At 68.5% G+C, this 24,465-nt stretch carries 28 protein-coding genes; 18 read left to right on the top strand and 10 right to left on the bottom strand.

The features are described from left to right. Positions 1-40: 40 nt before the first annotated feature. The 4 genes from ABD768_RS07440 to ABD768_RS07425 all read left to right on the top strand — a co-directional run bounded on the left by ABD768_RS07440 (position 41) and on the right by ABD768_RS07425 (position 3,530). The gene (locus ABD768_RS07440; RefSeq protein ID WP_344838776.1) at positions 41-880 is read left to right on the top strand and encodes a nucleoside hydrolase; all 840 of its coding nucleotides are present in this window, start codon (positions 41-43) and stop codon (positions 878-880) included. Between the two features lie 69 nt (positions 881-949). Next, positions 950-1,810, top strand: coding sequence for a phosphotransferase family protein (locus ABD768_RS07435; protein ID WP_344838774.1), 861 nt, complete (start codon positions 950-952; stop codon positions 1,808-1,810). Next, positions 1,807-2,688, top strand: coding sequence for a Rossmann-fold NAD(P)-binding domain-containing protein (locus ABD768_RS07430; protein WP_344838772.1), 882 nt, complete (start codon positions 1,807-1,809; stop codon positions 2,686-2,688). Before ABD768_RS07435 ends, ABD768_RS07430 begins: the two co-directional genes overlap by 4 nt. A gap of 80 nt (positions 2,689-2,768) precedes the next feature. After that, positions 2,769-3,530, top strand: a complete 762-nt coding sequence (locus tag ABD768_RS07425) for a MerR family transcriptional regulator (protein ID WP_344838769.1) — start codon at positions 2,769-2,771, stop codon at positions 3,528-3,530. 8 nt (positions 3,531-3,538) lie between these two features. Here the strand turns inward: ABD768_RS07425 and ABD768_RS07420 are convergent, their stop codons facing one another. Genes ABD768_RS07420 through ABD768_RS07410 form a run of 3 tightly spaced genes read right to left on the bottom strand, consistent with a single transcriptional unit; the run spans position 3,539 to position 6,253 of the window. Further along, a complete protein-coding gene (locus tag ABD768_RS07420) occupies positions 3,539-4,537 on the bottom strand; it encodes a LacI family DNA-binding transcriptional regulator (RefSeq protein ID WP_343982618.1) in 999 nt (332 codons plus the stop codon). A gap of 49 nt (positions 4,538-4,586) precedes the next feature. Beyond that, on the bottom strand, positions 4,587-5,588 hold the full coding sequence (locus ABD768_RS07415) for a ribokinase (RefSeq protein WP_344838766.1): 1,002 nt from the start codon (positions 5,586-5,588) through the stop codon (positions 4,587-4,589). Continuing rightward, positions 5,585-6,253, bottom strand: coding sequence for a KpsF/GutQ family sugar-phosphate isomerase (locus tag ABD768_RS07410; RefSeq protein WP_343982624.1), 669 nt, complete (start codon positions 6,251-6,253; stop codon positions 5,585-5,587). The genes ABD768_RS07415 and ABD768_RS07410 overlap by 4 nt, the downstream gene beginning before the upstream one ends. Before the next feature lie 139 nt (positions 6,254-6,392). Between ABD768_RS07410 and ABD768_RS07405 the strand changes: the two genes are divergently transcribed. From ABD768_RS07405 to ABD768_RS07395, 3 genes are read left to right on the top strand one after another with little or no spacing between them, the layout of a single operon-like run. Continuing rightward, entirely contained in the window at positions 6,393-7,739 is a 1,347-nt protein-coding gene (locus tag ABD768_RS07405; RefSeq protein WP_344838763.1) for an ABC transporter substrate-binding protein, read from the top strand. Between the two features lie 8 nt (positions 7,740-7,747). Then, complete coding sequence (locus ABD768_RS07400) at positions 7,748-8,683, top strand: carbohydrate ABC transporter permease (protein ID WP_344838761.1); 936 nt, start codon at positions 7,748-7,750, stop codon at positions 8,681-8,683. Continuing rightward, positions 8,673-9,470 carry a carbohydrate ABC transporter permease gene (locus tag ABD768_RS07395; protein ID WP_344838758.1) on the top strand — a complete coding sequence of 266 codons (798 nt, stop codon included), beginning with the start codon at positions 8,673-8,675 and terminating at the stop codon, positions 9,468-9,470. Before ABD768_RS07400 ends, ABD768_RS07395 begins: the two co-directional genes overlap by 11 nt. A 19-nt stretch (positions 9,471-9,489) precedes the next feature. On the opposite strand, the gene ABD768_RS07390 is transcribed toward ABD768_RS07395, so the two are convergent. Further along, positions 9,490-9,834 (bottom strand): TraR/DksA family transcriptional regulator, encoded by a 345-nt coding sequence (locus ABD768_RS07390; RefSeq protein ID WP_344838755.1) that lies wholly within the window; start codon positions 9,832-9,834, stop codon positions 9,490-9,492. Between the two features lie 32 nt (positions 9,835-9,866). Beyond that, a complete protein-coding gene (locus ABD768_RS07385) occupies positions 9,867-10,523 on the bottom strand; it encodes a maleylpyruvate isomerase family mycothiol-dependent enzyme (protein ID WP_344838752.1) in 657 nt (218 codons plus the stop codon). 63 nt (positions 10,524-10,586) lie between these two features. Here ABD768_RS07385 and ABD768_RS07380 point away from each other — a divergent pair, with 63 nt between their 5' ends. From ABD768_RS07380 to ABD768_RS07350, 7 genes are all read left to right on the top strand, one after another. Continuing rightward, the gene (locus ABD768_RS07380; RefSeq protein ID WP_344838749.1) at positions 10,587-11,192 is read left to right on the top strand and encodes a CGNR zinc finger domain-containing protein; all 606 of its coding nucleotides are present in this window, start codon (positions 10,587-10,589) and stop codon (positions 11,190-11,192) included. Between the two features lie 16 nt (positions 11,193-11,208). Then, entirely contained in the window at positions 11,209-11,910 is a 702-nt protein-coding gene (locus tag ABD768_RS07375; RefSeq protein WP_343982646.1) for a VOC family protein, read from the top strand. Next, the gene (gene dapE / locus ABD768_RS07370; RefSeq protein WP_344838746.1) at positions 11,897-12,958 is read left to right on the top strand and encodes a succinyl-diaminopimelate desuccinylase; all 1,062 of its coding nucleotides are present in this window, start codon (positions 11,897-11,899) and stop codon (positions 12,956-12,958) included. Before ABD768_RS07375 ends, dapE begins: the two co-directional genes overlap by 14 nt. Before the next feature lie 54 nt (positions 12,959-13,012). Continuing rightward, positions 13,013-13,882, top strand: coding sequence for an LOG family protein (locus ABD768_RS07365; protein WP_343982652.1), 870 nt, complete (start codon positions 13,013-13,015; stop codon positions 13,880-13,882). Positions 13,883-13,991: 109 nt separating this feature from the next. Beyond that, positions 13,992-14,996, top strand: coding sequence for a DivIVA domain-containing protein (locus ABD768_RS07360; RefSeq protein ID WP_344840713.1), 1,005 nt, complete (start codon positions 13,992-13,994; stop codon positions 14,994-14,996). Next, positions 14,996-15,433, top strand: a complete 438-nt coding sequence (locus ABD768_RS07355) for an SRPBCC family protein (RefSeq protein WP_344838742.1) — start codon at positions 14,996-14,998, stop codon at positions 15,431-15,433. The genes ABD768_RS07360 and ABD768_RS07355 overlap by 1 nt, the downstream gene beginning before the upstream one ends. Next, positions 15,430-15,993 carry a DNA-3-methyladenine glycosylase I gene (locus ABD768_RS07350; protein WP_343982665.1) on the top strand — a complete coding sequence of 188 codons (564 nt, stop codon included), beginning with the start codon at positions 15,430-15,432 and terminating at the stop codon, positions 15,991-15,993. The genes ABD768_RS07355 and ABD768_RS07350 overlap by 4 nt, the downstream gene beginning before the upstream one ends. Here ABD768_RS07350 and ABD768_RS07345 read toward each other — a convergent pair. After that, the gene (locus tag ABD768_RS07345; protein WP_344838739.1) at positions 15,990-16,868 is read right to left on the bottom strand and encodes an MBL fold metallo-hydrolase; all 879 of its coding nucleotides are present in this window, start codon (positions 16,866-16,868) and stop codon (positions 15,990-15,992) included. The genes ABD768_RS07350 and ABD768_RS07345 overlap by 4 nt on opposite strands. Positions 16,869-16,971: 103 nt before the next feature. On the opposite strand from ABD768_RS07345, the gene ABD768_RS07340 reads away from it, so the two are divergent. Continuing rightward, the gene (locus tag ABD768_RS07340; RefSeq protein WP_344838736.1) at positions 16,972-17,817 is read left to right on the top strand and encodes a LysR family transcriptional regulator; all 846 of its coding nucleotides are present in this window, start codon (positions 16,972-16,974) and stop codon (positions 17,815-17,817) included. Positions 17,818-18,017: 200 nt separating this feature from the next. Next, the gene (gene snpA / locus ABD768_RS07335; RefSeq protein WP_344838733.1) at positions 18,018-18,686 is read left to right on the top strand and encodes a snapalysin; all 669 of its coding nucleotides are present in this window, start codon (positions 18,018-18,020) and stop codon (positions 18,684-18,686) included. Positions 18,687-18,755: 69 nt separating this feature from the next. Here snpA and ABD768_RS07330 read toward each other — a convergent pair whose 3' ends face one another. Next, the gene (locus ABD768_RS07330; RefSeq protein ID WP_343982678.1) at positions 18,756-19,547 is read right to left on the bottom strand and encodes an enoyl-CoA hydratase/isomerase family protein; all 792 of its coding nucleotides are present in this window, start codon (positions 19,545-19,547) and stop codon (positions 18,756-18,758) included. A gap of 32 nt (positions 19,548-19,579) precedes the next feature. After that, positions 19,580-20,419: a PaaX family transcriptional regulator gene (locus tag ABD768_RS07325; RefSeq protein WP_344838730.1), complete on the bottom strand. Its 840-nt coding sequence runs from the start codon at positions 20,417-20,419 to the stop codon at positions 19,580-19,582. 185 nt (positions 20,420-20,604) lie between these two features. Here ABD768_RS07325 and ABD768_RS07320 point away from each other — a divergent pair, with 185 nt between their 5' ends. Further along, entirely contained in the window at positions 20,605-20,772 is a 168-nt protein-coding gene (locus ABD768_RS07320; protein ID WP_012923066.1) for a DUF3117 domain-containing protein, read from the top strand. Positions 20,773-20,895: 123 nt separating this feature from the next. Beyond that, positions 20,896-22,431: a leucyl aminopeptidase family protein gene (locus tag ABD768_RS07315; protein ID WP_344838727.1), complete on the top strand. Its 1,536-nt coding sequence runs from the start codon at positions 20,896-20,898 to the stop codon at positions 22,429-22,431. Between the two features lie 109 nt (positions 22,432-22,540). Here ABD768_RS07315 and glgA read toward each other — a convergent pair whose 3' ends face one another. Beyond that, a complete protein-coding gene (gene glgA, locus ABD768_RS07310) occupies positions 22,541-23,695 on the bottom strand; it encodes a glycogen synthase (RefSeq protein WP_344838724.1) in 1,155 nt (384 codons plus the stop codon). A 202-nt stretch (positions 23,696-23,897) separates the two neighbouring features. Further along, positions 23,898-24,437, bottom strand: a complete 540-nt coding sequence (locus ABD768_RS07305; RefSeq protein ID WP_343982690.1) for a GNAT family N-acetyltransferase — start codon at positions 24,435-24,437, stop codon at positions 23,898-23,900. Between the last annotated feature and the right edge of the window lie 28 nt (positions 24,438-24,465).

The raw sequence follows: 24,465 nt of genomic DNA, 5'->3' as shown, positions 1-24,465 counted from the left end.
CAGTCGATAACCTGCACACTCCGCCGCGGAAAGGATCGCCATGCAGGCCTCGCTCGTCCTGGACACTGACATCGGCACCGATGTCGACGACGTGCTCGCGCTCACCGCCATCCTCGGCTCGCCTGAACTGGACCTCGCGGGGGTGACCACGGTGTACGGCGATGTGCTGCTGCGCGCCCGGATGGTTGCCAGGCTCGCGCGCGTCGCCGGTCGGTCGGTCGGGCCTGTCGTGCCTGGGCGTGGCGAGACCAGATCCGGGCGGGAGGTGTTCTGGGCGGGGCACGAGGGTGTGCTGATGCCTGATCTCGACCGGGAGACCGTTGATGGCGGTGGCGATCCGATCGGGTTGCTGGCCGGGTCGCCGACCGTGCTGGCGATCGGGCCGTTGACGAATCTGGCCGAGGCGGTGGAGGTCGAGGGGCGTGGGATCGAGCAGGTGTTCTTGATGGGTGGGGACTTCACGTCGGGGAAGATCGAGCACAACATCAAGTGCGATGTCGCGGCGGCCGGGGTGGTGTTCGGGTCCGGCGTACCGGCGACGGTGATCGGGCTGGAGCAGACGACTCGGTTGCGGCTCGATGGTTTGATGCTGGCGGAGCTTGAGAGTGCGGGGGCTTTGGGGGAGTTGCTGGGCGGTGAGATCCGGCAGTACTGGGCTTATCGGTCGCAGGACTTCAATGTGCCGCATGATCCGGCGGCGGTGTTGATGATGGTCGAGCCGTCGCTGTTCTCGTTCGCCACCGGGCGGATCGTGGTCGAGGACGATGGGTTGACCCGGTTCAGTGCGGAGGAGGGTGGGCCGCACCGGATCGTGACCGATCTGGATCCGGTACGGGTCGCGCGACGGATCGTGGATCGGATGCTGGCGGCGATCAGCTGAAGCCTGGCCTTGCTGCTCGGCCGGCGAAACCCGCTTGGTTGCGGGCGCGTGGCTTGTCAGGATGGCTGCATGCTTCCCACCTGGCTCGACGTCATCGCCGGACCGGTTCTCGAGGCGACGCAGGCGCCGGCGGTCGGCGAGCTCAAGGGCGAGGTGCTGCGGGAGTGGGATTCGTCGGAGGTTTGGCGCCTGTCCTATGGACTGCGCAGTGTGATCGTCAAGCGCGGCAGCGACGCCCAGCGGGGTGAGGGCGCGGCGTACCGGCGATTCGTCGTACCGCTTGAGTTGCCGGCGCCCCGGTTGATCCACAGCCTGGAGACGGACGACGCGGTACTGCTCGTCCTCGCCGACGTCGGCCGGGTCAATCTCGAGCAGGAGCCGTCGGCGGACGGCTTCCTGGCCGCGGCCGAACTGCTGGCCGGGATTCGTTCAAAGCCCGTCGATGCGCCGAGTGAGTTCACTTCCCGGCAACTCCTTGAGCTGGTACGCCGAAGTCCCGCCGCCCCTGAGCTTGCCGAGCGACTGTCGACCGTGGGCGTCGCGGCACTCGATCAGTTGCATGCGGCAACGGCTGCCCGCGTGGTCCACGGCGACTACGTACCGAAGAATCTGGTCAGTGACGGGACGCGGTGGTCCGTCGTGGACTGGCCGCTGGCGTACGTCGCGCCGCAGCTGAGTGATCTCTACACGCTGGTCCGCGATGCCGTTGCCGTCGGCCACCAAGCGGAACCGATCGTTGCCCGGTACGTCGATGCCGCGGGTGCTGATCCTTCGCTGGTGCAACGGCAACTGTCTGTGGGCGGGATCGCCTTCGTCTTGCGTGCGCTGACGTGGGTCGTCGAGGAGGGCGTGCGGACGGTGCCTTCTTCCACGGAGTGGATCGAGCCCTTGCTGGCCGAGCTCGATGATGTCGTGAGGGGCCTGCGATGAGGCTGTTGGTGCTGGGCGGGACGAAGAACCTCGGCCGGCATGTGGTCGAGGCGGCACTCGCGGACGGTCACGAGGTGACGCTGTTCAATCGCGGGCTGACCAACCCGGGGTTGTTCCCGTCGGTCGAGCGGATTGTGGGGGAGCGTTCTGATCCCGGCGTGCTGGCTTCTGGGGTGTGGGATGCGGTGATCGATATGTCGGGGTTCTTGGTGCGGGATATCCGGCTCAGCCTTGACGTCTTGCGCGACCGGGTCGGGCACTACACGTTCATGTCGACGATCGGGGTCTACGCGAGCAGGACGACTCCCGGGATGACCGAGTCCGGTGAGCTGCTCGCCTGGCCTGACGGTGCTCCTGAGGACGAGTTCTCGATGGATCTGTACGGTCCGTCGAAGGCTCGGGCGGAGTTGCTGCTGGCCGAGGTGTTGGGGGAGCGGTCGGCTGCCGTGCGGTCGGGGTTCGTGGTGGGGCCGTACAACCCGGACTTCGGCAACTGGGGTGAGGCGTTGGCGACGGGCAAGGCGATGGAGTGCGCGGCTCGGCCCGAGCAGGCGATTCAGTACCTCGACGCGCGGGACTTGGCGGCGTTCCTGGTGCGGCTGAGTGGTGATGGCCGGGGTGGGGCGTTCAACGCGGTGAGTGGGTCGATGGCGATGGGCGACCTGGCCGAGGCGTGGCGTTCCGTCGTACCGGGAAGTCCGGCCGTCGACTGGGATCCGCCTGAGGACCGTTTTCACCTGACCCATGACGGGACCTTCCAGCTCGACAACCGCAAGGCGCTCGCGGCGGGGCTCGTCGTGCGGCCGGCTGAGGAGTCCGCGCGGGCCTGCGTCGAGTGGATCCGGGCCGGCAACACTCCGCCTCCGCCGCCGCATTAATAAGGTTGAAGTTGACGTAGCGGCAACACCTAGCGTCCTTGCCAGTGGCCGGAAGGACCGGCCGCGATGGTGGAGGGACGGTGGGCGAGGTGGCCTGGTCGATCGCCGAGGTGGCGCGGGAATCGGGGGTCACCTCGCGGACGCTGCGGCACTACCACGCGATCGGGCTGCTGATCCCGGCCCGGACCGCGCCCAACGGCCGCCGGTACTACGAGCAGGAACAGCTGCTCCGGTTGCAGCAGATCCTGCTGCTCCGCGACCTCGGGCTCAGCCTCGACGTGGTCGGCGAAGTACTCGAACGTCGCAGCAGCACGAGCACGATCGAGGTACTCGGCCGGCACAAGGAATGGCTCCAGCGCGAGCAGCTGCGGCTCGCCCAGCTGATCCGGACCGTCGACACCACCATCGCCAACCTCACCGAAGGAGGCGAAATGAAACCCGAGAAGGTCTTCGAGGGATTCGAGCACAACCCGTACGAGGCCGAAGCGCGCGAACGCTGGGGCGACGCCCAGGTCGACGCGAGCTACGAGCGGATGCAGGGTTGGACCGAACAGGAGGCGGAGTTGGCGCGCACCGGCTTCGCCCAGGTCCACGAAGGAATCACCACCCTGAAAGCCCAAGGAGCGGAAGTGCACGACCCCACGGTCCAGGAACTCATCCAGCTCCACCACCAGGTCATCAGCCTCTTCTGGACCCCAACCCGAGAGGCCTACAAGTCCCTCGGCCAGATGTACGTAGACGACCCCCGCTTCACCCAAACCATCAACCCCACCGACCCCACCGTCGCCGAATACCTCCGAGACGCCATGACGGTCTACGCGGACCAGAACCTGTCCGAGTAGGAAGTCAGTTACTTCTTGGGCGCCGAGGTGGCTCGGATGTGGAGTTCTGTGCGGAGGGTGACTGTGGAGGGGGGTCGGCCGGGGGAGGCTATCCGGTCTTTCAGGAGGAGGCCTGCGGTGCGGCCCAGTTCGTAGGTGGGTTGGGCGACTGTGGTCAGGGAAGGGACTACGAGATCGGCCCAGGGGATGTCGTCGAAGCCGACTACGGCTATGTCGTCGGGGGCTCGGAGGCCTCGTTTGGCCAGGCATTCGAGGGCGCCGACGGTCATCAGGTTGTTGGTGACGAAGAGAGCCTCGGGGGGCTCGGGTTGGTCCAGGAGGCTTTCCATGGCGGCGAAGCCGCCGGCTTCGCGGAAGTCGGCGTGGCGGACCAGGTCTTTGTTGTAGGGGATGCCGGCGGTGCGGAGAGCCGAGCGGTAGCCGGCCAGGCGGTCCATCGCGGTGCTGACCCGGCGCGGGCCGGTGATGCAGGCGATCCGTTGGTAGCCGCCGTCGATGAGGTGTTTGACGCCTTCGGCGGCGCCGTGTTCGTTGTCGACGAGGACGGTGTCCGCCTCGACGCCCTCGACCCGGCGGTCGATCAGGACCATCGGGGTCTTGGCGCCGTTGAGCAGCGCGACACCCTCCGCGGTCGACGTCGGGGAGATCACGACGCCGGCCATCTGCTCGGTCAGTACCGCGGAGGCGTACGCCTCTTCCTTGGCCGGATCCTCGTCGGAGTTGCACAGTACGACGTGGTAGCCCTCGGTCTGGGCGACGTCCTCGAGGCCACGGACGAGCGAGGTGAAGAACGGGTTCTCGATGTCGGAGATGACGACGGCCCACAGATTGGTGCTGGCCCGGCGCAGGTTGCGGGCGACGCCGTTGGGGCGGTAGCCGAGCTCCGCCACGGCCGCCCGGACCTTCTCGGACAGCTCCGGGTCCACGTTCCGGCGGCCGCTGAGCACCCGCGACACGGTGGCCGGCGATACGCCAGATCTACGCGCGACGTCGTAGATCGTCGTCATGCTCGCTCCCCGCTCGAGGCCTACCCGCCGTCTGGACGGCACAAGGATCTCACGAGTCCAGCAAGGCCAAAGCTGCAGATCGGTCCGGGCAGGAGGTGGCTGCTCCGTGCATCGTTGTAGACAGTGCCCCCGCCGCATTCGCGAGCCGTACGGCGTCCGCAAGCGGCGCTCCGGCGGCCAACGACGCGGCAAGCGAGCCGCAGAAGGCGTCGCCGGCGCCGACCGTGTCGACGGTCGCCACCGGGTGCGCGGGGATGCGAAGCTCCCGCCCGGAGCCGGCCCGGGCCGAGCGGTCGACGACGAAGGCGCCGGCCGGGGCTGAGCGGTCGATGACGAAGGCGCCGTCGCCTGAGCGGTCCAGGACGTAGGCGCCGCGGGAGCCGAGGGTGATGACGCAGCCGCGGAGGTCCCAGTCGTCGGCCAAGCGGCGGGCGATGACCGGTACCTGGGAATCGTTGCAGTCTAGGCCGGTGAGGGCGGCGGCCTCGACCTCGTTGGGGACGAGGATGTCGACGAAGGCGGCGAGCGAAGAGTCGACCGGCCCGGCGGGCGCTGGGGTGAGGATGGTGGTGACGCCGGCCGCCGAGGCGAGTTGGAGGGCTGCGCGACTGGCTTCGACCGGCAGTTCGAGCTGGACGCTGAGGACCGCGCTCGAGGTCAGTACAGGCGAAGCCGCCTCGATGTCAGCGGCGGTGATCGCGGAGTTCGCCCGCGCCACGATGATGATCGAGTTGCTGCCGTCCGGGAGGACCAGCGGAAGCCCCACCCCGGTACCGAGTTCCGGATGCCGCACCACCCAATCGGTGTCCACGCCATCCGTCTTGAGCAGCTCGAGAAACTCCTCGCCGTAGCGATCGTCCCCGATCATCCCGACGATCGCGGTACGGGCTCCCATCCGCGCGGCAGCGATCGCCTGATTGACCCCCTTGCCGCCGAGGAATTCAGCGAAACCCGTGCCATGCAAGGTCTCTCCAGGCATCGGCCGCCGCTCGGCGCGCGCGACCAGATCCTTCATGAACGACCCGAGCACACACACGTCGTACTGCGTCATGCCTCCTCCCCGGCGTCGAGCAGCTTGCGCCCGAGCGCGCCGGAGGGATGGAACCGCGCGAAATCGTGATGCGTGAACTCCCGCAGTACGACGAGAGCGCACGCCAGCGCATCGCCCATCACCAGCGCCGCGGTCGTGGATGCCGTCGGCGCGAGGTTGAGCGGATCCGCCTCCCGCAACACCATCGTGTCCAGCGTGTACGTCGCAAGCCCGGCGAGCGTCGACTCTTCAGCCCCTGTCATCGCGATCACCGGGATCCCCCGATCGCGCAGCATCTGGGCGAAGGCGCACACCTCGGCCGTCTCGCCCGACGCCGACAACGCAAGCACCAGATCCCGCGCCGTCACCGCACCCGAGTCGCCATGCAACGCATCCCCTGCGTGGATGAAGGTCGCCGGCGTCCCCGTCGACGCCAACGTCGCCGCGATTTTCCGCCCGACCAGCCCCGACTTACCCAGACCTGTGACGACCAGATGCCCTTCGCAAGCAGCAACAGCGGTGAGGACGTCGAGGAACACCCCGTCGAGCCGGCCGGCCAAAGCGGAGACGGCCGCGGCCTCGGTCTCGATCGCATGGCGGGCTGCTGCCAAACCGCGCCCGACCAGGTCGCCGGGCAGCTCGTCAGCCGCGCGGTGGGCGGCCGCGCGGTTCGGCACTACTGGCATCCTCGACCTGCTTTCGAGTCCGACTCAGAAATCGATTTCCAGCGAGGGTAGGCAAATCCACGCTCAGCTGTCAATGAAACCTTGACCGCTCCGGCCCTCGCTCGTACTTTGTGAGAAATCGATTGCCAAGGAGTCTCCGATGGCCGCACTATCCCCTGCACCTCAGTTGAGCCGACGGACCCTGCTGGGCGCGCTGGCCGCATCCGCCGTCGCCGCGCCGCTACTGACCGCCTGCGGTGGCGACGGCGCCGGTGGCGACGGCAAGGAGCTGTCGTTCTGGAACTTCTACGGCCCGTCCGACGACAACAGCCCGCAGAGCAAGTGGTTCGTCGCTCTGGCCGAGCAGTGGAACCAGAACAACGACGTCAAGGTCAAGCTGCGCTATATCCCCGGCAAGGACTACCTCAGCGGTACGACGCTGCAGACGGCCTTCCAGTCGGGGCAAGGCCCGGACATCTTCCTGATCAGCCCCGGCGACTTCCTCCGCTACTACAACGGCGGCGTACTGCAGGATCTGTCCGGCAACCTGAGCGATGAGACCAAGGCCGACTACCTGCCCGGCCTGCTCGAGGCCCGCAGCGTCGACGGCAAGATCTACGGCCTGCCGATGGAGATCGAGCCACTCGCCTTGTACTACAGCGAATCCGCCTTCGAGAAGGCCGGCCTGTCCGAGGCAGATCTGCCCAGGACCTGGGACCAGACCCTCGCGGTCGCGCAGAAACTGACCGGCAAGGATCGGTACGGGGTGATGTTCGAGACGCTGCCCGGCTACTACCAGAACTTCACCTGGTACCCGTTCCTCTGGCAGGGCGACGGTACGCCGATCAGGGACGGCAAGGTGGCTTTCGACTCACCGGCCGCCGTCCAGGCGCTGAAGTTCTGGCAGGACACGATCAAGAACAAGGTGGCTCCCCGCAAGGCACTCGGCGACGGCGGCGGTGATGTCGTCTCCAACCTCGGTTCGGGTGCGGCCGCGATGCAGCAGAGCGGGATCTGGGCCGTCGCCGACCTGCGGGCGAAGGCGAAGAACTTCAAGTACGGCGTGATTCCGCACCCGACTCCGGAGGGCGGCAAGCCGGCCACGGACCTCGGCGGCTGGGCGTTCGTCGCGAACTCGAAGGGCAAGAATCCCGAGGCCGCGGCCAAGTTCATCGCGTGGGCGCTCGGGTCGACCGATGCCGAGGGTGTGGAGCGGCAGCGGCAGTGGAACACCGTGGTGAAGACGAATGTGCCGCCGCGTAAGTCGGTACAGACTGCCGCTGACGCGAAGGGGGCGTTCGCCGACGGCCCGCTGAAGAAGTTCGTCTCCGAGATCGCGCCGACCGGCAAGCCCGAGCCGCGCTTCCCACCTGAGGTGTACCAGCCGATCGCCGACGCGATCCAGGCCTGCCAGCTGAACGGGTCCGACCCGGCGAAGGCGGCCGCTGATGCGGCGCAGAAGATCGACACCTTCCTGAAGACCTACCAGGGCGCGCCCATCACATGACAGCGACGATGACAGCCCCGCCGGCCAAGCCTGTGGTGAAGGCTCGGAAGCAGTCGATGACCAAGAAGCGGCGCGAGGCGCTCGCGGCCTACGCGTTCCTCGCGCCCGACGTGATCGGCCTGCTGATCTTCGTCGCGTTGCCGATGGTGCTGGCCTTCGGCGTCGCGTTCTTCAAGGTCGACGGCTTCGGCAACTACCGGTACGTCGGTCTGGGCAACTACCGGTTGATGGCGGGCGACGATCAGCTCTGGGCGTCGCTCAAGGTGACCGCGATCTACGTGGTCAGCTTCGTGCCGATCGCGTTCGTGGTGAGCTTCGCGCTCGCGATGCTGGTCCGCAACCACTTCAAGGGGATCGGCTGGGTCCGCTCGGCGTTCTTCCTGCCGAACGTGGTCAGCCTGGTCGTGGTAGGCCTGATCTGGCAGTTCCTGCTGGTCGACAAACGCGGCGCGCTCTCCAAGCTGCTGGCGCCGCTGGGGCTGGGCGACGTGTCGTTCCTCGGTACGCCGTCGCTTGCCCTGGGCACCTATGTGGTGATCTCGGTCTGGTTCTTGATGGGCTATCAGATGCTGGTCTTCCTGGCCGGGCTGAAGGATGTGCCGAAGGAGCTCGAGGACGCGGCGCAGATCGACGGCGCGAGCGCGTGGCAACGGTTCCGGTACGTGATCTGGCCGCTGCTCCGGCCGACCAGCTTCTTCGTCGTGGTCAACTCGACGATCGGGGCGGTGACCGGGCTGCAGGCCTTCGACCTCGTCTACGTGCTGACCAAGGGCGGGCCGGCGCGCGCGACGAGCACGGTCGTCATCTACATCTACGAGCAGGCGTTCACCTTCAACAACATGGGGTACGCCGCTGCGCTGACCACCGTCGTCGTCGCCCTGCTCATTCTCTGCACCGGCGTGATGTTCGCCGTCACCCGAGGAGGCCGCTTCGATGAGGACTAGGTTCTTCCCGATCCTGGCGCACGTACTGGCTCTGCTCGCCGTTGCGCCGCTGCTCTGGGTGCTGATCAGTGTGCTGAAGCCTGCGGAGGATGTCTTCTCCTTCGGCTGGCCTTCGACCTGGACGCTCGACAACCTCCAGTACGTCCTGCTGAAGATCCCGCTGCCGCGCTTCCTGCTGAACAGTGCGATCGTCTCGGTCGTCGTCACCGTCGTCGCGCTGTTCTTCCACTCGATGGCTGCCTACGCCCTGGCCCGCTTGCGTTTCCCGGGCCGCGGGATCATCTTCTCCGGCATCATGTCGACGCTGCTCGTCTCGCTGCCGGTCATCCTCGTGCCGCTGTTCCTGGTCGCCAAGCAACTCGGCCTACTGGACAGCTACGCCGGCTTGATCGTGCCGAGCATCTTCCATGCCTTCGGCATCTTCCTGCTCCGCCAGTACTACCTCAACATCCCTCGCGAGCTGGAGGAGGCCGCCGACCTGGACGGCTGCGGCTACTGGCGCCGCTACTGGAGCGTCATCCTGCCGTTGAGTCGTCCGGTGCTCGCGAGTCTGTCGGTGTTGTTCTTCCTGGCCAACTGGAACGCGTTCCTCTGGCCGCTGACGGTCACTCGCAATCCCGACCTCCGGGTGATCCAGCTCGGCATCGCAGGCATGCAAGGTCAGTACGCCTCGGCCTGGAACCTCATCCTCGCCGCCGCTGTCATCGCGGCCATCCCCACGGTCATCGTCTTCGTAGCCGGCCAGAAACGACTCGTCGACGCCATGAAAACCACCGGCCTGAAGTGAGTGCTCGACGGCCGGTTGATCAGGTCGCGCAGTCGATGCAGGTCCGGGCGGTCGGCCGGGCGATCAGCCGGCCGGCCGCGATCGGGTTGCCGCAGATCTCGCAGCGGCCGTAGTCGTCGGCTTCGAGGCGGTCGAGGGCGCTGTCGAGGTCGGCGAGGTGTTTGTGGGCGTCTTCGAGGAACGTGGTCGTCTGGGAGCGTTCGAAGGCGATCGTGGCGCCTTCGGGGTCGTGTTCGTCGTCGGTTGCGACCAGGCGGGAGGCCTCGACGATCGCTTCCAGGTCGGCGGTGAGCGCGGCGATGCGGTTCGCCGTACCGGCTCGGTCGGCGAGGAGTGCTGAGCGCAGCTCTGGATCCGGTCCCACGCTTCGATTGTCGCTCGCGGCAGAGCCGGCGATCACGGCCACGGCTTGAGCTCGGGGCGATCTCCGGTGATCTCACGGACGAGCGGGCGGCCCGCGAACCAGCTGGTGAGGTCCGTCAGCCTGCCTGCGAGCAGCCGGTCCTCGCCGGTGCCGTTCTCCCAGCGGGTGGTGCCTGCGTCCAGGATCAGGTGGATCCCGTCGGGCGTCCGCGGCCGGAGGAAGTCGAGGAGGTGAAGGCAGAAGTCCTCGGACCAGTCGTCCGAGGTGGGCTCCAACGCGAGATCGACGGTGTGTACTTCGTACTCCCGCCAGCCCGCGTAGACGGTCGCCGCCAGATCGCTGTCCCGATGCCGCACCGGCCGCGACCAGTCGTCGACCTTCTCCCACGCCGCCAGCAATCCAGCGCTCGTCGCCGCCACGTGATCCCTCAGCTCATCGGCGGACCGCCCGGCACCGGCCTCGATCGCAGCATCCCGAGCGGGTCGCCCACCGTCGTACATCTCGATCAACCGGCCCGCTCGCGCCTCGTCGATCTGGCGCGTCATCGCCTCGCCGAAGTTCGCGATGTGGGTGAGGACGTGTCCGCGCGACCAGCCCGGCAGGGCGGAAGGTGCCCGGACCGTGGCGTCGTCGAGGTCGACGAGCAGGGCGTTGAGTCGGCTGATCGACGCTTCGATCGGAGGATTCACCGCAATCCCTTCCTGGCTAATGCTAGATCTGATTCTGCCGTTAGAGGCGATAGTATGCCGATCATGACCGTGCTCGCCTTCGAGATCGCCGCCACCATCCGGCACGACGGGCAAGGCGGCGTGGCGGACGGCCTCGCGACGGGGGAGCTGACCGGGGCGTGGATCCGGGCAAACGCTCCGCTCGTGGAGCAGGTGCTCGGTGGGCCGAGAGGCTTCGACGCGTCGGTGATCGCGGTTGACGACGAGGTTCGGGAGCGGCTCGTCGGCGTACGGCGGGCAGTGCGTTCGTTGTTTGCCCGGGCGGTCAGCCCGGCGCCGCCGAGCAAGGCTGATGCCGGCAGGCTGCTTGATCCGGTCACTGCGGTGCGGATGTTGAACGAGGCGGCGGACGGCCTCGGGGGTGCGCATCTGGAGTGGCCGGACGAGGGTGAGCCGGTCGTGCGCTGGACCGGCGGTGCGTCCGAGCCGGTCGGGCTGCTGCTGGGCGCAGTCGGGCGGTCGGGGATCGACTTCCTTGCGAGCCCCGAGCGACTGCGGCTGAGGGCGTGCCCGGCGGCGCGCTGCGTCAAGTACTTCCTGCAGGACGATCCGCGGCAGACCTGGTGCTCCCCATCGTGCGGCAACCGTGAGCGCGTCAACCGTCACTATCAGCGAAAGCACGCGGGCTAGCCATTAGCCTCGAGCTATGAGTCTGGGGCGGTTCAAGGATCTGTGCATCGATGTGGCGTCCCCGAGTGTGATGACGTCGTTCTGGGGGCGGCTGCTCGGGTTGACCGCGCCGGCGGACAACCCGGAGGTGCTGGTCGGTGACCGGCCCGAGAAGACGATCTGGATCAATCGGGTGCCGGAGCCGCGGACGGTCAAGCAGCGGGTGCACCTGGACGTGCACACCAGCGCGATCGAGGACCTGGTACGAGCCGGCGCGACCGTGCTGAGCCCGATCTCGGAGCGGCAGCACTGGGCCGTCCTGGCCGACCCCGAGGGCGGCGAGTTCTGCGGATTCGTGCGGGAGAAGGTTCCGGAGTACCGGTTGATGGAGCTGGCCGTGGACTCGGCCGACCCGGAGGCGCAGGCGCGCTGGTGGGCCGGGGTGGTCGGGGGTGAGGTCGGGCACGAGCCGGGCAAACCGTGGTACTGGCTGGAGAACGTGCCCGGGCTGCCGTTCAGGTACTGGGTCTTCAACCCCGTGCCGGAGCCGAAGACGGTGAAGAACCGCATCCACTGGGACATCACCGCACCCGACCTCGACGCCGTCCTGACCGCGGGTGCGACACTGCTGCGACCCAAGGACGACGAAATCGGCTGGCACGTCTGCGCCGACCCCGAGGGCAACGAGTTCTGCGTATTCCTACCAGCAGCAGTTGAGGATTCTGATGGCGAAGCTTGATCTGTCTCTGTCCGGCCCGGACCTTTGTGCTGCGCTCGTCGACGTCTCGTCGGTCAGCGGGACCGAGGAGGAGCTGGCCGACGCGGTCGAGTCGGCGCTGTCGGCGTACGCGCATCTGACCGTCTCGCGGCACGGCAACACCGTCGTCGCCCGGACCGAACTGGGGCGCCCGGAGCGGATCGTCGTCGCCGGGCATCTGGACACCGTGCCGCTGAACGACAACCTGCCGGCCCGGCGCGCGGACGGGCTGATCCACGGGCTCGGCGCCTGCGACATGAAGGGCGGCGTCGCGGTCGGACTGCGGCTGGCGGCGACGCTGACCGAGCCGAACCGCGACATCACCTATGTCTTCTACGACTGCGAAGAGATCGAGTCGGAGCGCAACGGGCTGTTCAAGCTGACGCAGACGCACCCCGAGCTGCTGGAGGGCGTGTTCGCGGTCGTGATGGAGCCGTCGAACGCGGTCGTCGAGGCGGGCTGCCAGGGCACGATGCGGGTCGAGGTGACAACGCATGGCGAGCGGGCCCACTCGGCGCGCTCATGGATGGGCAAGAACGCGATCCACGCGGCCGGGGAGATCCTCGACCGGCTGGCGGCGTACGAGCCGCGGCGGGTGCCGATCGACGGGCTCGAGTACCGCGAGGGGCTCAACGCGGTCGCGATCAGCGGCGGGGTCGCCGGGAACGTCGTACCGGATCTGTGCACGGTGTCGGTCAACTACCGGTTCGCGCCGAACCGGTCGGAGGCGGAGGCCGAGGCGCATGTGCGGGAGGTCTTCGCCGGGTACGACGTGGTGGTGACCGACTCGGCGCCGGGTGGACTGCCGGGGCTGGAGCGGCCGGCGGCGGCCGCGTTCCTGCAGGTGGTCGGGGGCGAACCGCAGCCGAAGTTCGGCTGGACCGACGTCGCGCGGTTCACGACGCTGGGGGTGCCGGCGGTGAACTACGGGCCGGGCGACCCGCTGTACGCGCACAAGCAGGACGAGTTCGTGCCGGAAGCGGAGATCGAGCAGTGTGAACAGCGGTTGAGGACTTGGTTGACGTCGTAGGGCGCGCTCGCGTTCGGCGGGCCTGGGTGGCTTGTCCGCACTAATCTTGGGGACATGGAAGAACCCTCGATCAAACCCGACCGTCCGCAGGGCTCGCAGCAGCGGGGGCCTGTCGTGATGCGCCGCAACCAGGTGCAGCACTCGACCTCCGAGCAGCGGCTGCTGGACAGCCGCGGTCCGTCGGACTGGGTGCACACCGACCCGTGGCGGGTGCTGCGGATCCAGTCTGAGTTCATCGAGGGCTTCGGGATGCTGGCCGAGCTCGGGCCGGCCATCAGCGTCTTCGGCTCGGCGCGGACCAAGCCCGAGGACCCGATGTACACGGCGGCGGAGGAGTTCGGGCGCAAGCTGGTCGGCGCCGGTTACGCAGTGATCACCGGTGGTGGACCGGGTGTGATGGAGGCGGCGAACAAGGGCGCCTCCGAGGCCGGTGGGGTGTCGGTCGGGCTGGGGATCGAGCTGCCGTTCGAGAACGGGCTGAACGAGTGGGTCGACATCGGGATGAACTTCCGGTACTTCTTCACCCGCAAGACGATGTTCGTGAAGTACGCGCAGGGGTTCGTCGTGATGCCGGGCGGGTTCGGCACGCTGGACGAGCTGTTCGAGGCGCTGACGCTGGCGCAGACGCGCAAGGTGACGTCGTTTCCGGTGGTGCTGTTCGGTACGTCGTACTGGAGCGGGCTGGCCGACTGGCTGCGCGAGACGATGCTTGCCGACGGCAAGATCTCGGCGGCGGACCTGGAGATGTTCACCATCACCGACGATGTGGACGAGGCGATCAGCTACATCGTGAAGGCCGGCGAGATGGCCGACGCGGCCGCTGAGGAAGCTGCCGCGGCCGCCGCCCGCGACGTCGCCGAGTCCGACAGCCCGGAGGCCCGGGAACGCCGGGAGACCCGCCGCCTCGGCTCCGACGGCATGTGAAACCTGTGCCGGTCCCGGCCCGGCGGCGGGTGAAAGTGGGGGTTGACAACCGGCGACCGGCCCGTGGTTGTGCGGGGTTGTCCGTCGGCATGGCACGATCGGTCACGTGATGTGGTTCTTCGGGCTGATTGTCGTGCTCCTGATCGGGGCTGTTGCCGTCGTTGCCTCGGGACGGTGGGGCGCGATGGCCCCGGCGTACGACGACCGGCCGGATCTGACGGTGCCCGCGCGGCAAGCGCTCACCGCCGACGACCTCGAGACGGCCCGCTTCGGCGTCGGCCTGCGCGGTTACCGGATGGACGAGGTCGACACCCTGCTCGAACGGGTCGCCCGCGAGGTCGCCGAACGCGACCGCCGGATCGCCGACCTCGAACGAGCCGTCAGCCCGATCATCCACGGCCCCGAAGGCGCCGGCTTCACCGCCCGCGCCGACTACGAGCCGGCCGACTTCGACGACACCGGCTACAACTTGCCCATCCTCGTAGGCGGCGACTTCCCGACGCCCGAAGAAGACGAAAAAGTCGTCGCCGAGGCGCCGGTGGCTACCCAGCCACCGGCTGAACCGCAGCCCGAACAGCCTGCTCAACCCACGGCAGCAACCCCCGCCGAGGCGCCGGCTGTACCGGCGGCCACCGAAGTACCGGCTGTACCGGCGGCCACCGAAGTACCGGCTGTACCGGCGGCCACCGAAGTACCGGCTGTACCGGCGGCCACCGAAGTACCGGCTGTACCGGTGGCCACCGAAGTACCGGCTGTACCGGCGGCCGACGAAGCACCGGCTGAGCCTTGGTTCGAGGAAGAGCCGGCTTCTGTGCTCGATGCGCAGCCGCAGGCTCCCGTGCCACTCCCGCCGATGCTGCAGGAGCTCGTCCACACCAGCGAGGAAGCCGAACCGGAGTCCTGGTTCCAGGCGAAAGAGCCACCCCCGGAGTACTCCGAGGAGACCCTCGCCGAGATGGCCGCCGCTACCTCACCCACCGACGCCACCGACGCTGACGCCACCGACTCCGATTCCGGCGCGGACGACGACTCGGACGAGGACGGCGCGGACGGGCAGCCCCGCGGCCGGCACAGTGCCGCGCCCGACGTGAGCGCCGTACAGCGTCCGAACTGATGTCCTGCCACGCCGAAGCCGCCATCGACCTGCCGCTCGACCCGCAGGCCGCCTGGGACGCGGTGATGGACTGGAACGGTCAGTCCGCCTGGATGCTGTTCACCCGCGTCTGGTCCACCGACAACGACGGCCAGGGCGTCGGCGGGGGAGTAGCGGCGCGAACAAGTGTCGGTTCCGTGGGATTCACTGACGACATGGTCATCACCCACTGGGACCCACCCCACGAATGCACGGTGAAACACCTCGGCACGATCGTCCGCGGCACCGGTACGTTCGCAGTCCGCCCCACGACGGGCGGCAGCACGTTCACCTGGTCCGAGGACGTCATCCCACCCCTGGGCGCCCTCGGCCGGATCTCCTGGCCGCTCGTCCGCCCCGCGTTCGAGCTGATGATGCGCATCTCGCTCAAGCGCCTCGCCGCGGTGGTCGCGCGATGACGGCCGTGACCGGCCCCGACGGGCTGCTGCGGTGCAGCTGGGCCACCTCCGCGCCGGAGTACATCGCGTACCACGACGACGAGTGGGGCAAGGAGATCCGCGACGACCACGGCCTGTACGAGCGGATGACGCTCGAGGGGTTCCAGTCCGGATTGTCGTGGATCACGATCCTGCGCAAGCGGGAGAACTTCCGCAAAGCCTTCGACCAGTTCGATCCGGAGCGGATCGCGGCGTACGGCGAGCAGGACTTCGACCGGCTGATGGCCGACGCGGGGATCGTCCGCAACCGGCTGAAGATCAACGCCACCATCACCAACGCCCGCGCCCTGCTCGAACTGGAGCCCGGCGAGCTGACCGACCTGCTCTGGTCGTTCCAGCCCGCCGATCGCCCGGCCCCGAAGACGATGAGCGACGTCCCGGCCACCACCCCGGAGTCGATCGCGATGGCCAAAGCCCTGAAGAAGAAGGGGTTCGTCTTCATCGGCCCCACCACCAGCTATGCCCTCATGCAGGCCACCGGCATCGTCAACGACCACCTCGCCGACTGCATCGCCCGCTAACTGTGGTCGGCGCAGAGGCAGCGAACTCCTGACGTGATCCAGTCCTGGCCGGTCCAGTCGGGGTGGCGTTTCAGCATGACGTCGGTGACCTCGGCGACGATCGTCTCCTCGTCCATCGCGGAGTCGCGGCGGCGCCAGGTCTCGTCGCGGAGCAGTTCGAGGTAGTCGCGGGTGTCGGCCAGCAGCTGAGCACCACCGACCTCGCCATGCCCCGGTACGACGGTCCGCACCGGCTCCGCATCGACCAGCCGCTGCATCACCGCCAGCCACCGAGTGCCCGACACGTCGACATCATGCGGCGGGAACCACGGGAAGATCGCGAACTGCCCAGCCTCGACCAGGTCGCCGGTGAAGAGCACGTCATCCACCCTCACCACCTGATCACCCTTGCTGTGCGCGCGACCAGTCGCCCGCAACTCAACCACCCGATCACCGAGATCCAGCGAGTGTGCCGATGCGTAGACCGTGTCCGGAGCGACGAGCTCGACTCCGTCCAACGCCTGCGCGACCGTCTCGCCCAACCCGCGGAACATCTGCAGGTACCCAGCTCCCTTGACCGCCAGGTCGTCGGCCTGCGCCTGGTTGACGAGGTATGTCGCCTCGCCCGCGAAGACCGCGGCCCCGAACGCGTGCTCGGGATGAAAGTGCGTCGTAGTCAGATACAGGCGTCGCCCAGCGGCGTACTCGAGCGCGAACTCCAGCACCCGCTCGGCATTCCGCGGCCCCATCCCGGTGTCCACGACAAGCACCGCCTCGCTACCACCGATCACCCCGATATTGGGCACCAGCGGCACACTCCGGTCGGGGATGACCACCAGGTCGCGGCCGATCTCCCGCGCACCGCCGACGTCGACAATAGGCTCAGGCAATTCCATTCGAAGGACTCCTTTCGTGTCCCGTTCAGTCCAGCGCGGGGGAGCGGCCGGCGTCCAAGCCCGATCCTGATGGCCCGATACCTTCCGGGTATCGTCGCTGGTGATGGACCTGCGCAGCCTCAACTACTTCGTCGCCGTCGCCGAGGAACTCCACTTCGGCCGCGCCGCCGCGCGGCTCGCGATGACCCAGCCCCCACTGAGCCGCGCGATCAAGCAACTCGAGACCGACCTCGACGCCATCCTCCTGACCCGCTCCCCGGCGGGCGTCGCCCTCACCCCGGCAGGCATCGCCCTGTACGACGAAACGCGCCTACTCCTCAAGCAGGTCGACCAACTCAGATCGCGCGTCGCCATCGCCGCCGGCGCCGACACGATCACCATCGGCACCCTCGGCGGCAGCGTCGAGCAGGCCGGCCCCGCCCTCATCGCCGCCTTCCGCGAACAACATCCCGGTATCACCGTGCTGATCCACGAAGCCGACTTCACCGACCCGACCATCGGCCTCCGCACCGGCCTGGTCGACGTAGCCATCACCCGCTCCCCCTTCGACGACACCGGCATCTCGACCCAGCTCCTCCGCTCCGACCCGGTCGGCGCCGTACTCCGAACCGACGACCCCCTGGCCGACCACGAATCGCTCGCCCTGACCGACCTGGCCGACCGCCCGTGGTTCCGCCTCCCCGACGGCACCGACCCGATCTGGCGCGCCTACTGGACTACGAACGACAGCACAGGACCAGTCGTGCGGACGGTCCAGGAATGCGTTCAATCAGTGCTCTGGAACGGAACTGTCGGCATCGCGCCACTCGGGCACGACCTTCCGCCCGGCCTCACCGTGGTGCCACTCAGCGATCGCCCACCGAGCCATCTCGTGCTCGCCTGGTCCAGCACCAACAAGACCGCGCCGATCCGCTCTCTGGCCCGCATCGCCGCCACCCTCTATCGGTGACAACCCCAACTCTGTCAGCGATCTCAAACGCCGGGTTACCCGGCCGGTTTTCAGATTCAACCGAGGGTGCGTGCAGGAATACCCTCGGTTATTTGCCGCCCTGGTGCGGAAAATGCCGCCCCTTGGTATCACTGCGGGGTCAGTCGCTTTCGGTAGTCCACCGATCGCTCTCCGCCCCAAGATCTGAATGAGGCCCGCCCATGCCCCATCGCAAGCTCATCTCCTCCCTGGCCGTCCTGGCCACTGCCGCCCTCGGCTTCTCGGCCGCCGCGGCCGGCCAGGCGACCGCCGCTCCCGCCCCCGAGCGCGCGGAGGCGAGCACCGTCTCGACCTACGCCGGTTCGCCGGCCGAAGCCGCCGCCAACAAGGCGTTCTACGACGCGGTGATGAAGTCCGCCACGGCCAAGCAGGCCAAGAGCGGCAACAAGCTCGCGGCCGTCACGGTCCGGTACCGGAACAACGCGTCGTCGTTCTCCAGCCAGATCTCCCAGTCGACGTCGATCTGGAACTCCTCCGTCAGCAACGTCAAGCTGCAGCAGGTGACCAGCGGCTCGTACGACTTCTACTACACCCAGGGCAACGACCCGCGCGGTTCGTACGCGTCCACCAACGGCCACGGCCGGGGCTACATCTTCCTCGACTTCGCCCAGGCCCAGCAGTACAACCCGACCCGGATCGTCGCCCACGAGACCGGTCACGTGCTCGGCCTGCCGGACCACTACTCCGGTCCGTGCAGCGAGCTGATGTCCGGTGGCGGCCCCGGCCCGTCCTGCACCAACGCCTACCCGAACTCGACCGAGCGCAGCCGGGTCAACCAGTTGTGGGCCAACGGCAAGACCGGTCTGAGCACCTTCCAGACCATCCGCTGATCCTCAGCTGAACAAGCAGCGGCCCGGAAACCCTCAGGTGGGGTTTCCGGGCCGCTGCGCGTCCGGGACCTACTTGCCGTGGAAGGTCGGCTTCTCCTTCGCGACGAAGGACGCGACCGCGTTGCGGTGGTCCTCGGTGTCGCCGGTGAGTTGCATCTTGCCGCCCTCGAAGGCGAGCGACTCGGCCAGCGTGTGCGTCGCGGAGTACGCGATCGACTGCCGGATCGACCCGTACGCGACGGTCGGCCCGTTGGCCAGCTTGGCCGCCAGCTCAGCAGTCGCGCCGGCGAGTTCCTCAGCCGGTACGACGGAAGTCGCCAACCCCAGCGTCAGCGCCTCAGCGGCCGGGATCGTCCGCGGGAAGTAGAGCAGCTCGGTCGCCCGCGCCGTACCGATCAGCCGCGGCAGCGTCCACGAGACTCCCGTGTCGCACGACAGCGCGATCCCCGCGAAGGCGAAGTTGAAGCCGGCCGTCTCCGCGACGATCCGGAAGTCGCAGGCGAAGGCCATCGACGCGCCGGCCCCGGCGGCCACCCCGTTCACCGCGGCGATCACCGGCTTCGGCATCTCGGCCAGCGCCAGCGCGATCGGCGCGTAGTGGTCGGGGACCGTGCTCCACAGCGCGTCCGTGTCGTTCGCCTCGAGCAGCCGGATGTGCTCCTTCAGGTCCTGCCCGACGCCGAAGGCGCGCCCGGTGCCGGTCAGCACGACACACCGGACGGCGTCGTCCGCGGCCGCCGCCTGGACGGTGTCCCGCAACGCCACCTTGGTCGGGGTGTCGAACGCGTTCATCGCGTCCGGCCGGTTCAGGGTGATCGTCGCGACGCCGTCGGCCACGTCGTACAGAACAGAGTCACTCATCGTTGCTGGCTCCCAACACTCGGTGAAGATAGTCAGTGAATCGTCAGGCAGTTGTCCACGAAACGCCCGGCCGCGTGGCCCAGCCGGGTGGCGTGGAAATCGAAGAACGCGGCCGCCCGGGTGCCGGCCCAGTCGGTGGGCAGCAGCTCGGCCGGCAGCCCCGGATCGAGGAACAGGAACTTGCGCCATTCGTGCAGCAGTTCCGACCGTACTGCGAACGCCTGCTCGTCGGTGAGGTCGTCCCCGGCGTCGTCCACCAGCGCCTTCGCGTCCTTCAGCCAGGAGTCGTACGACGCGCCTAGCTCGTCCAGCTTCCAGACCCGGCGCGCGAACTCCGCCGCGTCGTCCTCGACCGGCGCGCGGAACCGGTCCACGGCGATCCCTTCCAGACCGAGGATCTGGTCCACCTCGGCGTCGTTGCGCAGGCCGACCCAGGCCGCGTCGGACAGCGGAGCCCAACCCAGGAAGGCGAGTTGGCTCGCCAGCTGCTCGCGCCGGCGGGCGTTCGGCACCTCCCGCAGGATGCCCAGATGCCAGTGCCCGTCCCAGCCGCCGGGTGCCTCGCCGTTGCTGCCCGGCCCGTCCGGCCGGTCCGGCGGGAGGTTGCCGTCGGCCTCAGTCCGGTAGATCCGGACGGCGGCATCATCGAGGCGGCGACGCGCCCGGGACGTGAGCGCGTAACCAGGTTGCCCGTCGATCCGGACCGGCTCCAGCCAGCCCTGCCGGACCATCCGCGACACGGCGGTGCGGACGGCCGGAGGATGCACGCCCAGCGGGGCAAGCAGCCGAACCAGGGCGGCCACCGGTGCACGCGCTCCACGCGCGCGCAGGTGGTCGCCGTACAGGTCGAAGAGGGCTGAACGGGCGTGCACGAGACCTGAGTCTGCCGTATGGTGCACGGCTCTGGCCTGGGATCGGGGATAATGGGTCGAGATACACACTTTGCGATGCGCGCCGACGGCGCATCACCGTGCGGGCGCCGGGGACTCCAGCGCCCGTGTGGTGTCGTCGCTCAACACCGAAGAGGGCAGTATCCAATGAGGGAAGGGGTGCGCGCATGGCGGCGATGAAGCCGCGGACGGGCGATGGTCCGCTCGAGGTCACCAAGGAGGGCCGGGGCATCGTGATGCGGGTTCCGCTCGAGGGCGGCGGTCGGCTCGTCGTCGAGCTGAACGCCGATGAGGCGACCGAGCTGGGGAACGCGCTCAAAGCCGTTGTCGGCTGATCCGATTCTCCGGTGTGCTCCAGGCGGGCGCACCCACAACCACTCCACGACCCCGGTGGGTGCCTTTTCCGGCACCGGCCGGGGTCGTTACGGTGACATCGACATTTTCATCTGATCAAAACAGTGAGGACGACCAAGGTGGCTCGCCGCAGCAGCGCCCGCAACAGCTTCCCGACTCTGCCTGCCGTCGTCTGGCAGCCGGGGCTCCCCGTGCACGGGTCGCGGACCTGGGTCATCGTGATCGGCGAGGCGGGTCTGCCGGCCGCTGCCAAAGAGGCCGGCGAGCGGCTCGGCGTCGACCTCGGCAAACTGCTCGAGGCGCAGCGCGCGTCCGGGTTCAGCGCCGCGGCGGGTGCGACCGCGGCGTACCCGCTGCTGACCGGTGAGGTCGCCGAGGTGCTGCTGGTCGGCGCCGGGGACGGGACCGCCCGGGAGCTGCGACACGCCGGTGCGGCGATCGCGCGGTTCGGCCGGGGCAAGGACGAGCTGACCACGGTCGTTGCCGAGGGCATCGACGACGAGGCGCTCCAGGCGTTCGCCGAGGGGATCGCGCTCGGGTCGTTCACGTTCACCCGCAAGACGGTCGACGTGGGCAAGCCGCTGGTCGAGCGGGTCGTACTGACCGACGGGACCGAGCTGAACCGCTCCGCTGTGCTGGAGCGCGGGCTGGTGATCGGCCGGACCGGGTGGCTGGCGCGGCAGTTCGCCACCACGCCGTCCAACGAGAAGGACCCGGCCTGGATGGCCGCTCGTGCCACCGAGCTCGCGGCGCAGACCGGGCTCGAGGTCAAGGTCTGGGACGAGAAGCAGCTGGCGGCCGATGGCTTCGGTGGCATCCTCGCGGTCGGCAAGGGGTCGACCCGGCCGCCGCGGTTCATCCGGCTCGACTATGTGCCGGCGGGCGCGACCAAGAACACGCCATACGTCGTGCTGGTGGGTAAGGGCATCACCTATGACACCGGTGGCCTGTCGCTGAAGCCGCGCGAGGGCATGGTGTCGATGAAGCGGGACATGACCGGCGGCGGCTCGGTGATCGCGACGATGTCGGCCCTGCGCGACCTGGGGGCGCAGGTCAAGGTCACGGGGTTGATCTGCTCGGCGGAGAACATGCCGTCGGGGACGGCGTACCGGCCGGACGACGTGATCCGGCACTACGGCGGGCGGACGACAGAGGTCAAGAACACCGACGCCGAGGGGCGGCTGGTGCTCGCCGACGGGCTCGCTTATGCGGTCAACGAACTGAAGCCGGACGCGATCGTCGACATCGCGACGCTGACCGGCGCGATCAAGGTGTCGCTCGGCTCGATGCTGTACGGCGGCCTGTTCGCCACCGACGACGGCCTCGCGTCGCAACTGGCCGACGCCGGCGAGACCTCGGGCGAGCGCCTTTGGCGGATGCCGCTGCCGGACGAGTACGCCGACCTGATCTCCACGCCAGTCGCCGACTCGGTCAACAGCTCGAAGGGCCCCGGCTCCATCACCGCCGCCCTCTTCCTGAAGGCCTTCACCGGCGGCCTCCCGTGGGCCCACCTCGACCTGTCGAGCATCGCCGAGTCCCCCCGCGACGAGTACGAATACTCGTTGGGCGCCACCGGCGCCGGCGCCCGCCTCCTCACCACCTGGCTCACCAGCGAGTCCCCAACCGCCGGCATCGGCTAAGACCCGCGCGCCCACCACACACCAACCTCGCCGACTCAGCTGGCTCACGCTCAGCGCGGCCGCCGGCACCCCATTCTTGCCGGGTTGGCGTGTGGTGGCGGCTCGCTGTCTAGATCAGCGACTGGTAGAGCTCGACGGTGCGGTTGGCTACGGCGTCCCAGCCGAAGTCGGCGATGGCTCGGGTGCGGCCGGCCTTGCCCATCGCCTCGGCCTTGGCGGGGTTGGCGACGAGGGCGTTGATGCCTTCGGCGAGTTGGCGTTCGAAGGTGGTGGGGTCGTTCTCGTCGTACGGGACGAGCGTGCCGGTCTCGCCGTCGACGACGACGTCGGGGATGCCGCCGACCGCGCTGGCGACGACGGCCGTCTCGCAGGCCATCGCTTCCAGGTTGACGATGCCGAGTGGCTCGTAGATCGACGGGCAGCAGAACGCGAGCGCGTGGGTGAGCACCTGGCGGACCTCTTCGCGCGGCAGCATCTCGGAGACGATGAAGACGCCGTCGCGACTCGTCTTCAGCTCGTCGACGAGGGCGTCGGTCTCGGCTTTCAGTTCGGGGGTGTCGGCGGCGCCTGCCAGCAGTACGAGCTGTACCGACGGATCCAGCTGCAGCCCCGCGCGGAGCAGATGCGGCACCCCCTTCTGGCGAGTGATCCGGCCGACAAACGTCACGTACGGACGGCTGAGGTCGACGCCGAGCCGCTCGAGCACGGCCGTCGACGGGTCCGGGTGGTAGAAGTCCGCGTCGATCCCGTTGGTGATGATGTGGACCTTGGCCGGGTCGATCGCCGGGTAGCTGGCGAGGATGTCGTCCCGGGTCGCGTTGCTGACCGCGACGACGGCATCAGCAGCCTCGTACGCCGTACGCTCGGCCCAACTCGACAGCCGGTACCCGCCGCCGAGTTGCTCGGCCTTCCACGGGCGCAGCGGTTCGAGGGAGTGCGCGGTCACCACGTGCGGGATGCCGTACAGGAGCTTGGCCCAGTGGCCGGCCATGTTCGCGTACCAGGTGTGGGAGTGGACGAGCTGAGCCTCGCCGACCGCCGCCGTCATGGTCAGGTCGGTCGAGAGAATGCGCAGCGCCGCGTTCGCGTGCGGGATCCGCGGGTCGTCCTCGGAGTGCGCGATCGCGCCGGCTCGTGGTTCGCCCATGCAGTGCACCTCGACCTCGAGCAGCTTGCGCAACTCCCGGACCAGAAAGTCGACATGCACCCCGGCCCCGCCGTACACATCCGGCGGAAACTCACGCGTCAGAATCGCGATCCTCATCCCCCGACCATAAGCCACACCACCCCCTCCCCTCCCGCCCCCAGCCCCCTCTCCCGCCACCATCTGAGGGGTTAACCCCTCAGATGGTGGGTTGCCCAGCGAGAATCTGAGGGGGCAACCCACCATCTCAGGGGTTAACCCCTCAGATGGTGGCGGGAGAGGGGGCGGGCGGGAGAGGGGGCGGGCGGGAGAGGGGCGGGCTTCAGGATGTGTGGGTGGCTACCCAGAAGCGGAGTTTGCCGTGGCGTTCGTCTTCTTGTTCGCCGCCGGCGGCGAGGATGACCTTGCGGGAGGCGTCGTTGTCGGCGTCGCAGGTGACCAGGGCGGGATCGATGCCGAGCCGGGCGGCGATCGGCAGCGACTGGTGCAGCATCTGGGTGGCGTGGCCGCGGCGGCGGGCGGACGGGCGTACGCAGTACCCGATGTGCCCGCCGAGCTCGAGCAGCGGCGGTGTGAGGGTATGCCGGATCGCGAGCCGGCCGAGCCACTCGACCCCGTCGTCGACGAACCAGAGCGTCGTCTGATGCACCAGATCGGGCGGCGGCGGGATGCTCTCGTCGGCGTCCGCGCGGATCGCCTCGACCATCCGCGCGAACTCGCCCGGGTCCTCGGCCTGCTCCCGGGTCCACCGCTCGCGGAACCCGCTCGCCCCCATCCACCGCTCCTCCGAAGACCGCAACTCGTCCCAAGCTTCGAGGAAGGATCGGTGAACAGAAGTGGTGGGTTCGACGAGCATCGGCATGCCCCCAGTGTGGCGACACTCGCAACCG

The sequence above is a fragment of the Kribbella ginsengisoli genome (assembly GCF_039537185.1).
Taxonomy (GTDB): domain Bacteria; phylum Actinomycetota; class Actinomycetes; order Propionibacteriales; family Kribbellaceae; genus Kribbella; species Kribbella koreensis.
The sequence above is the reverse complement of the archived record's forward strand: the minus strand, read 5'-3'. Positions and strand labels throughout refer to the sequence as shown.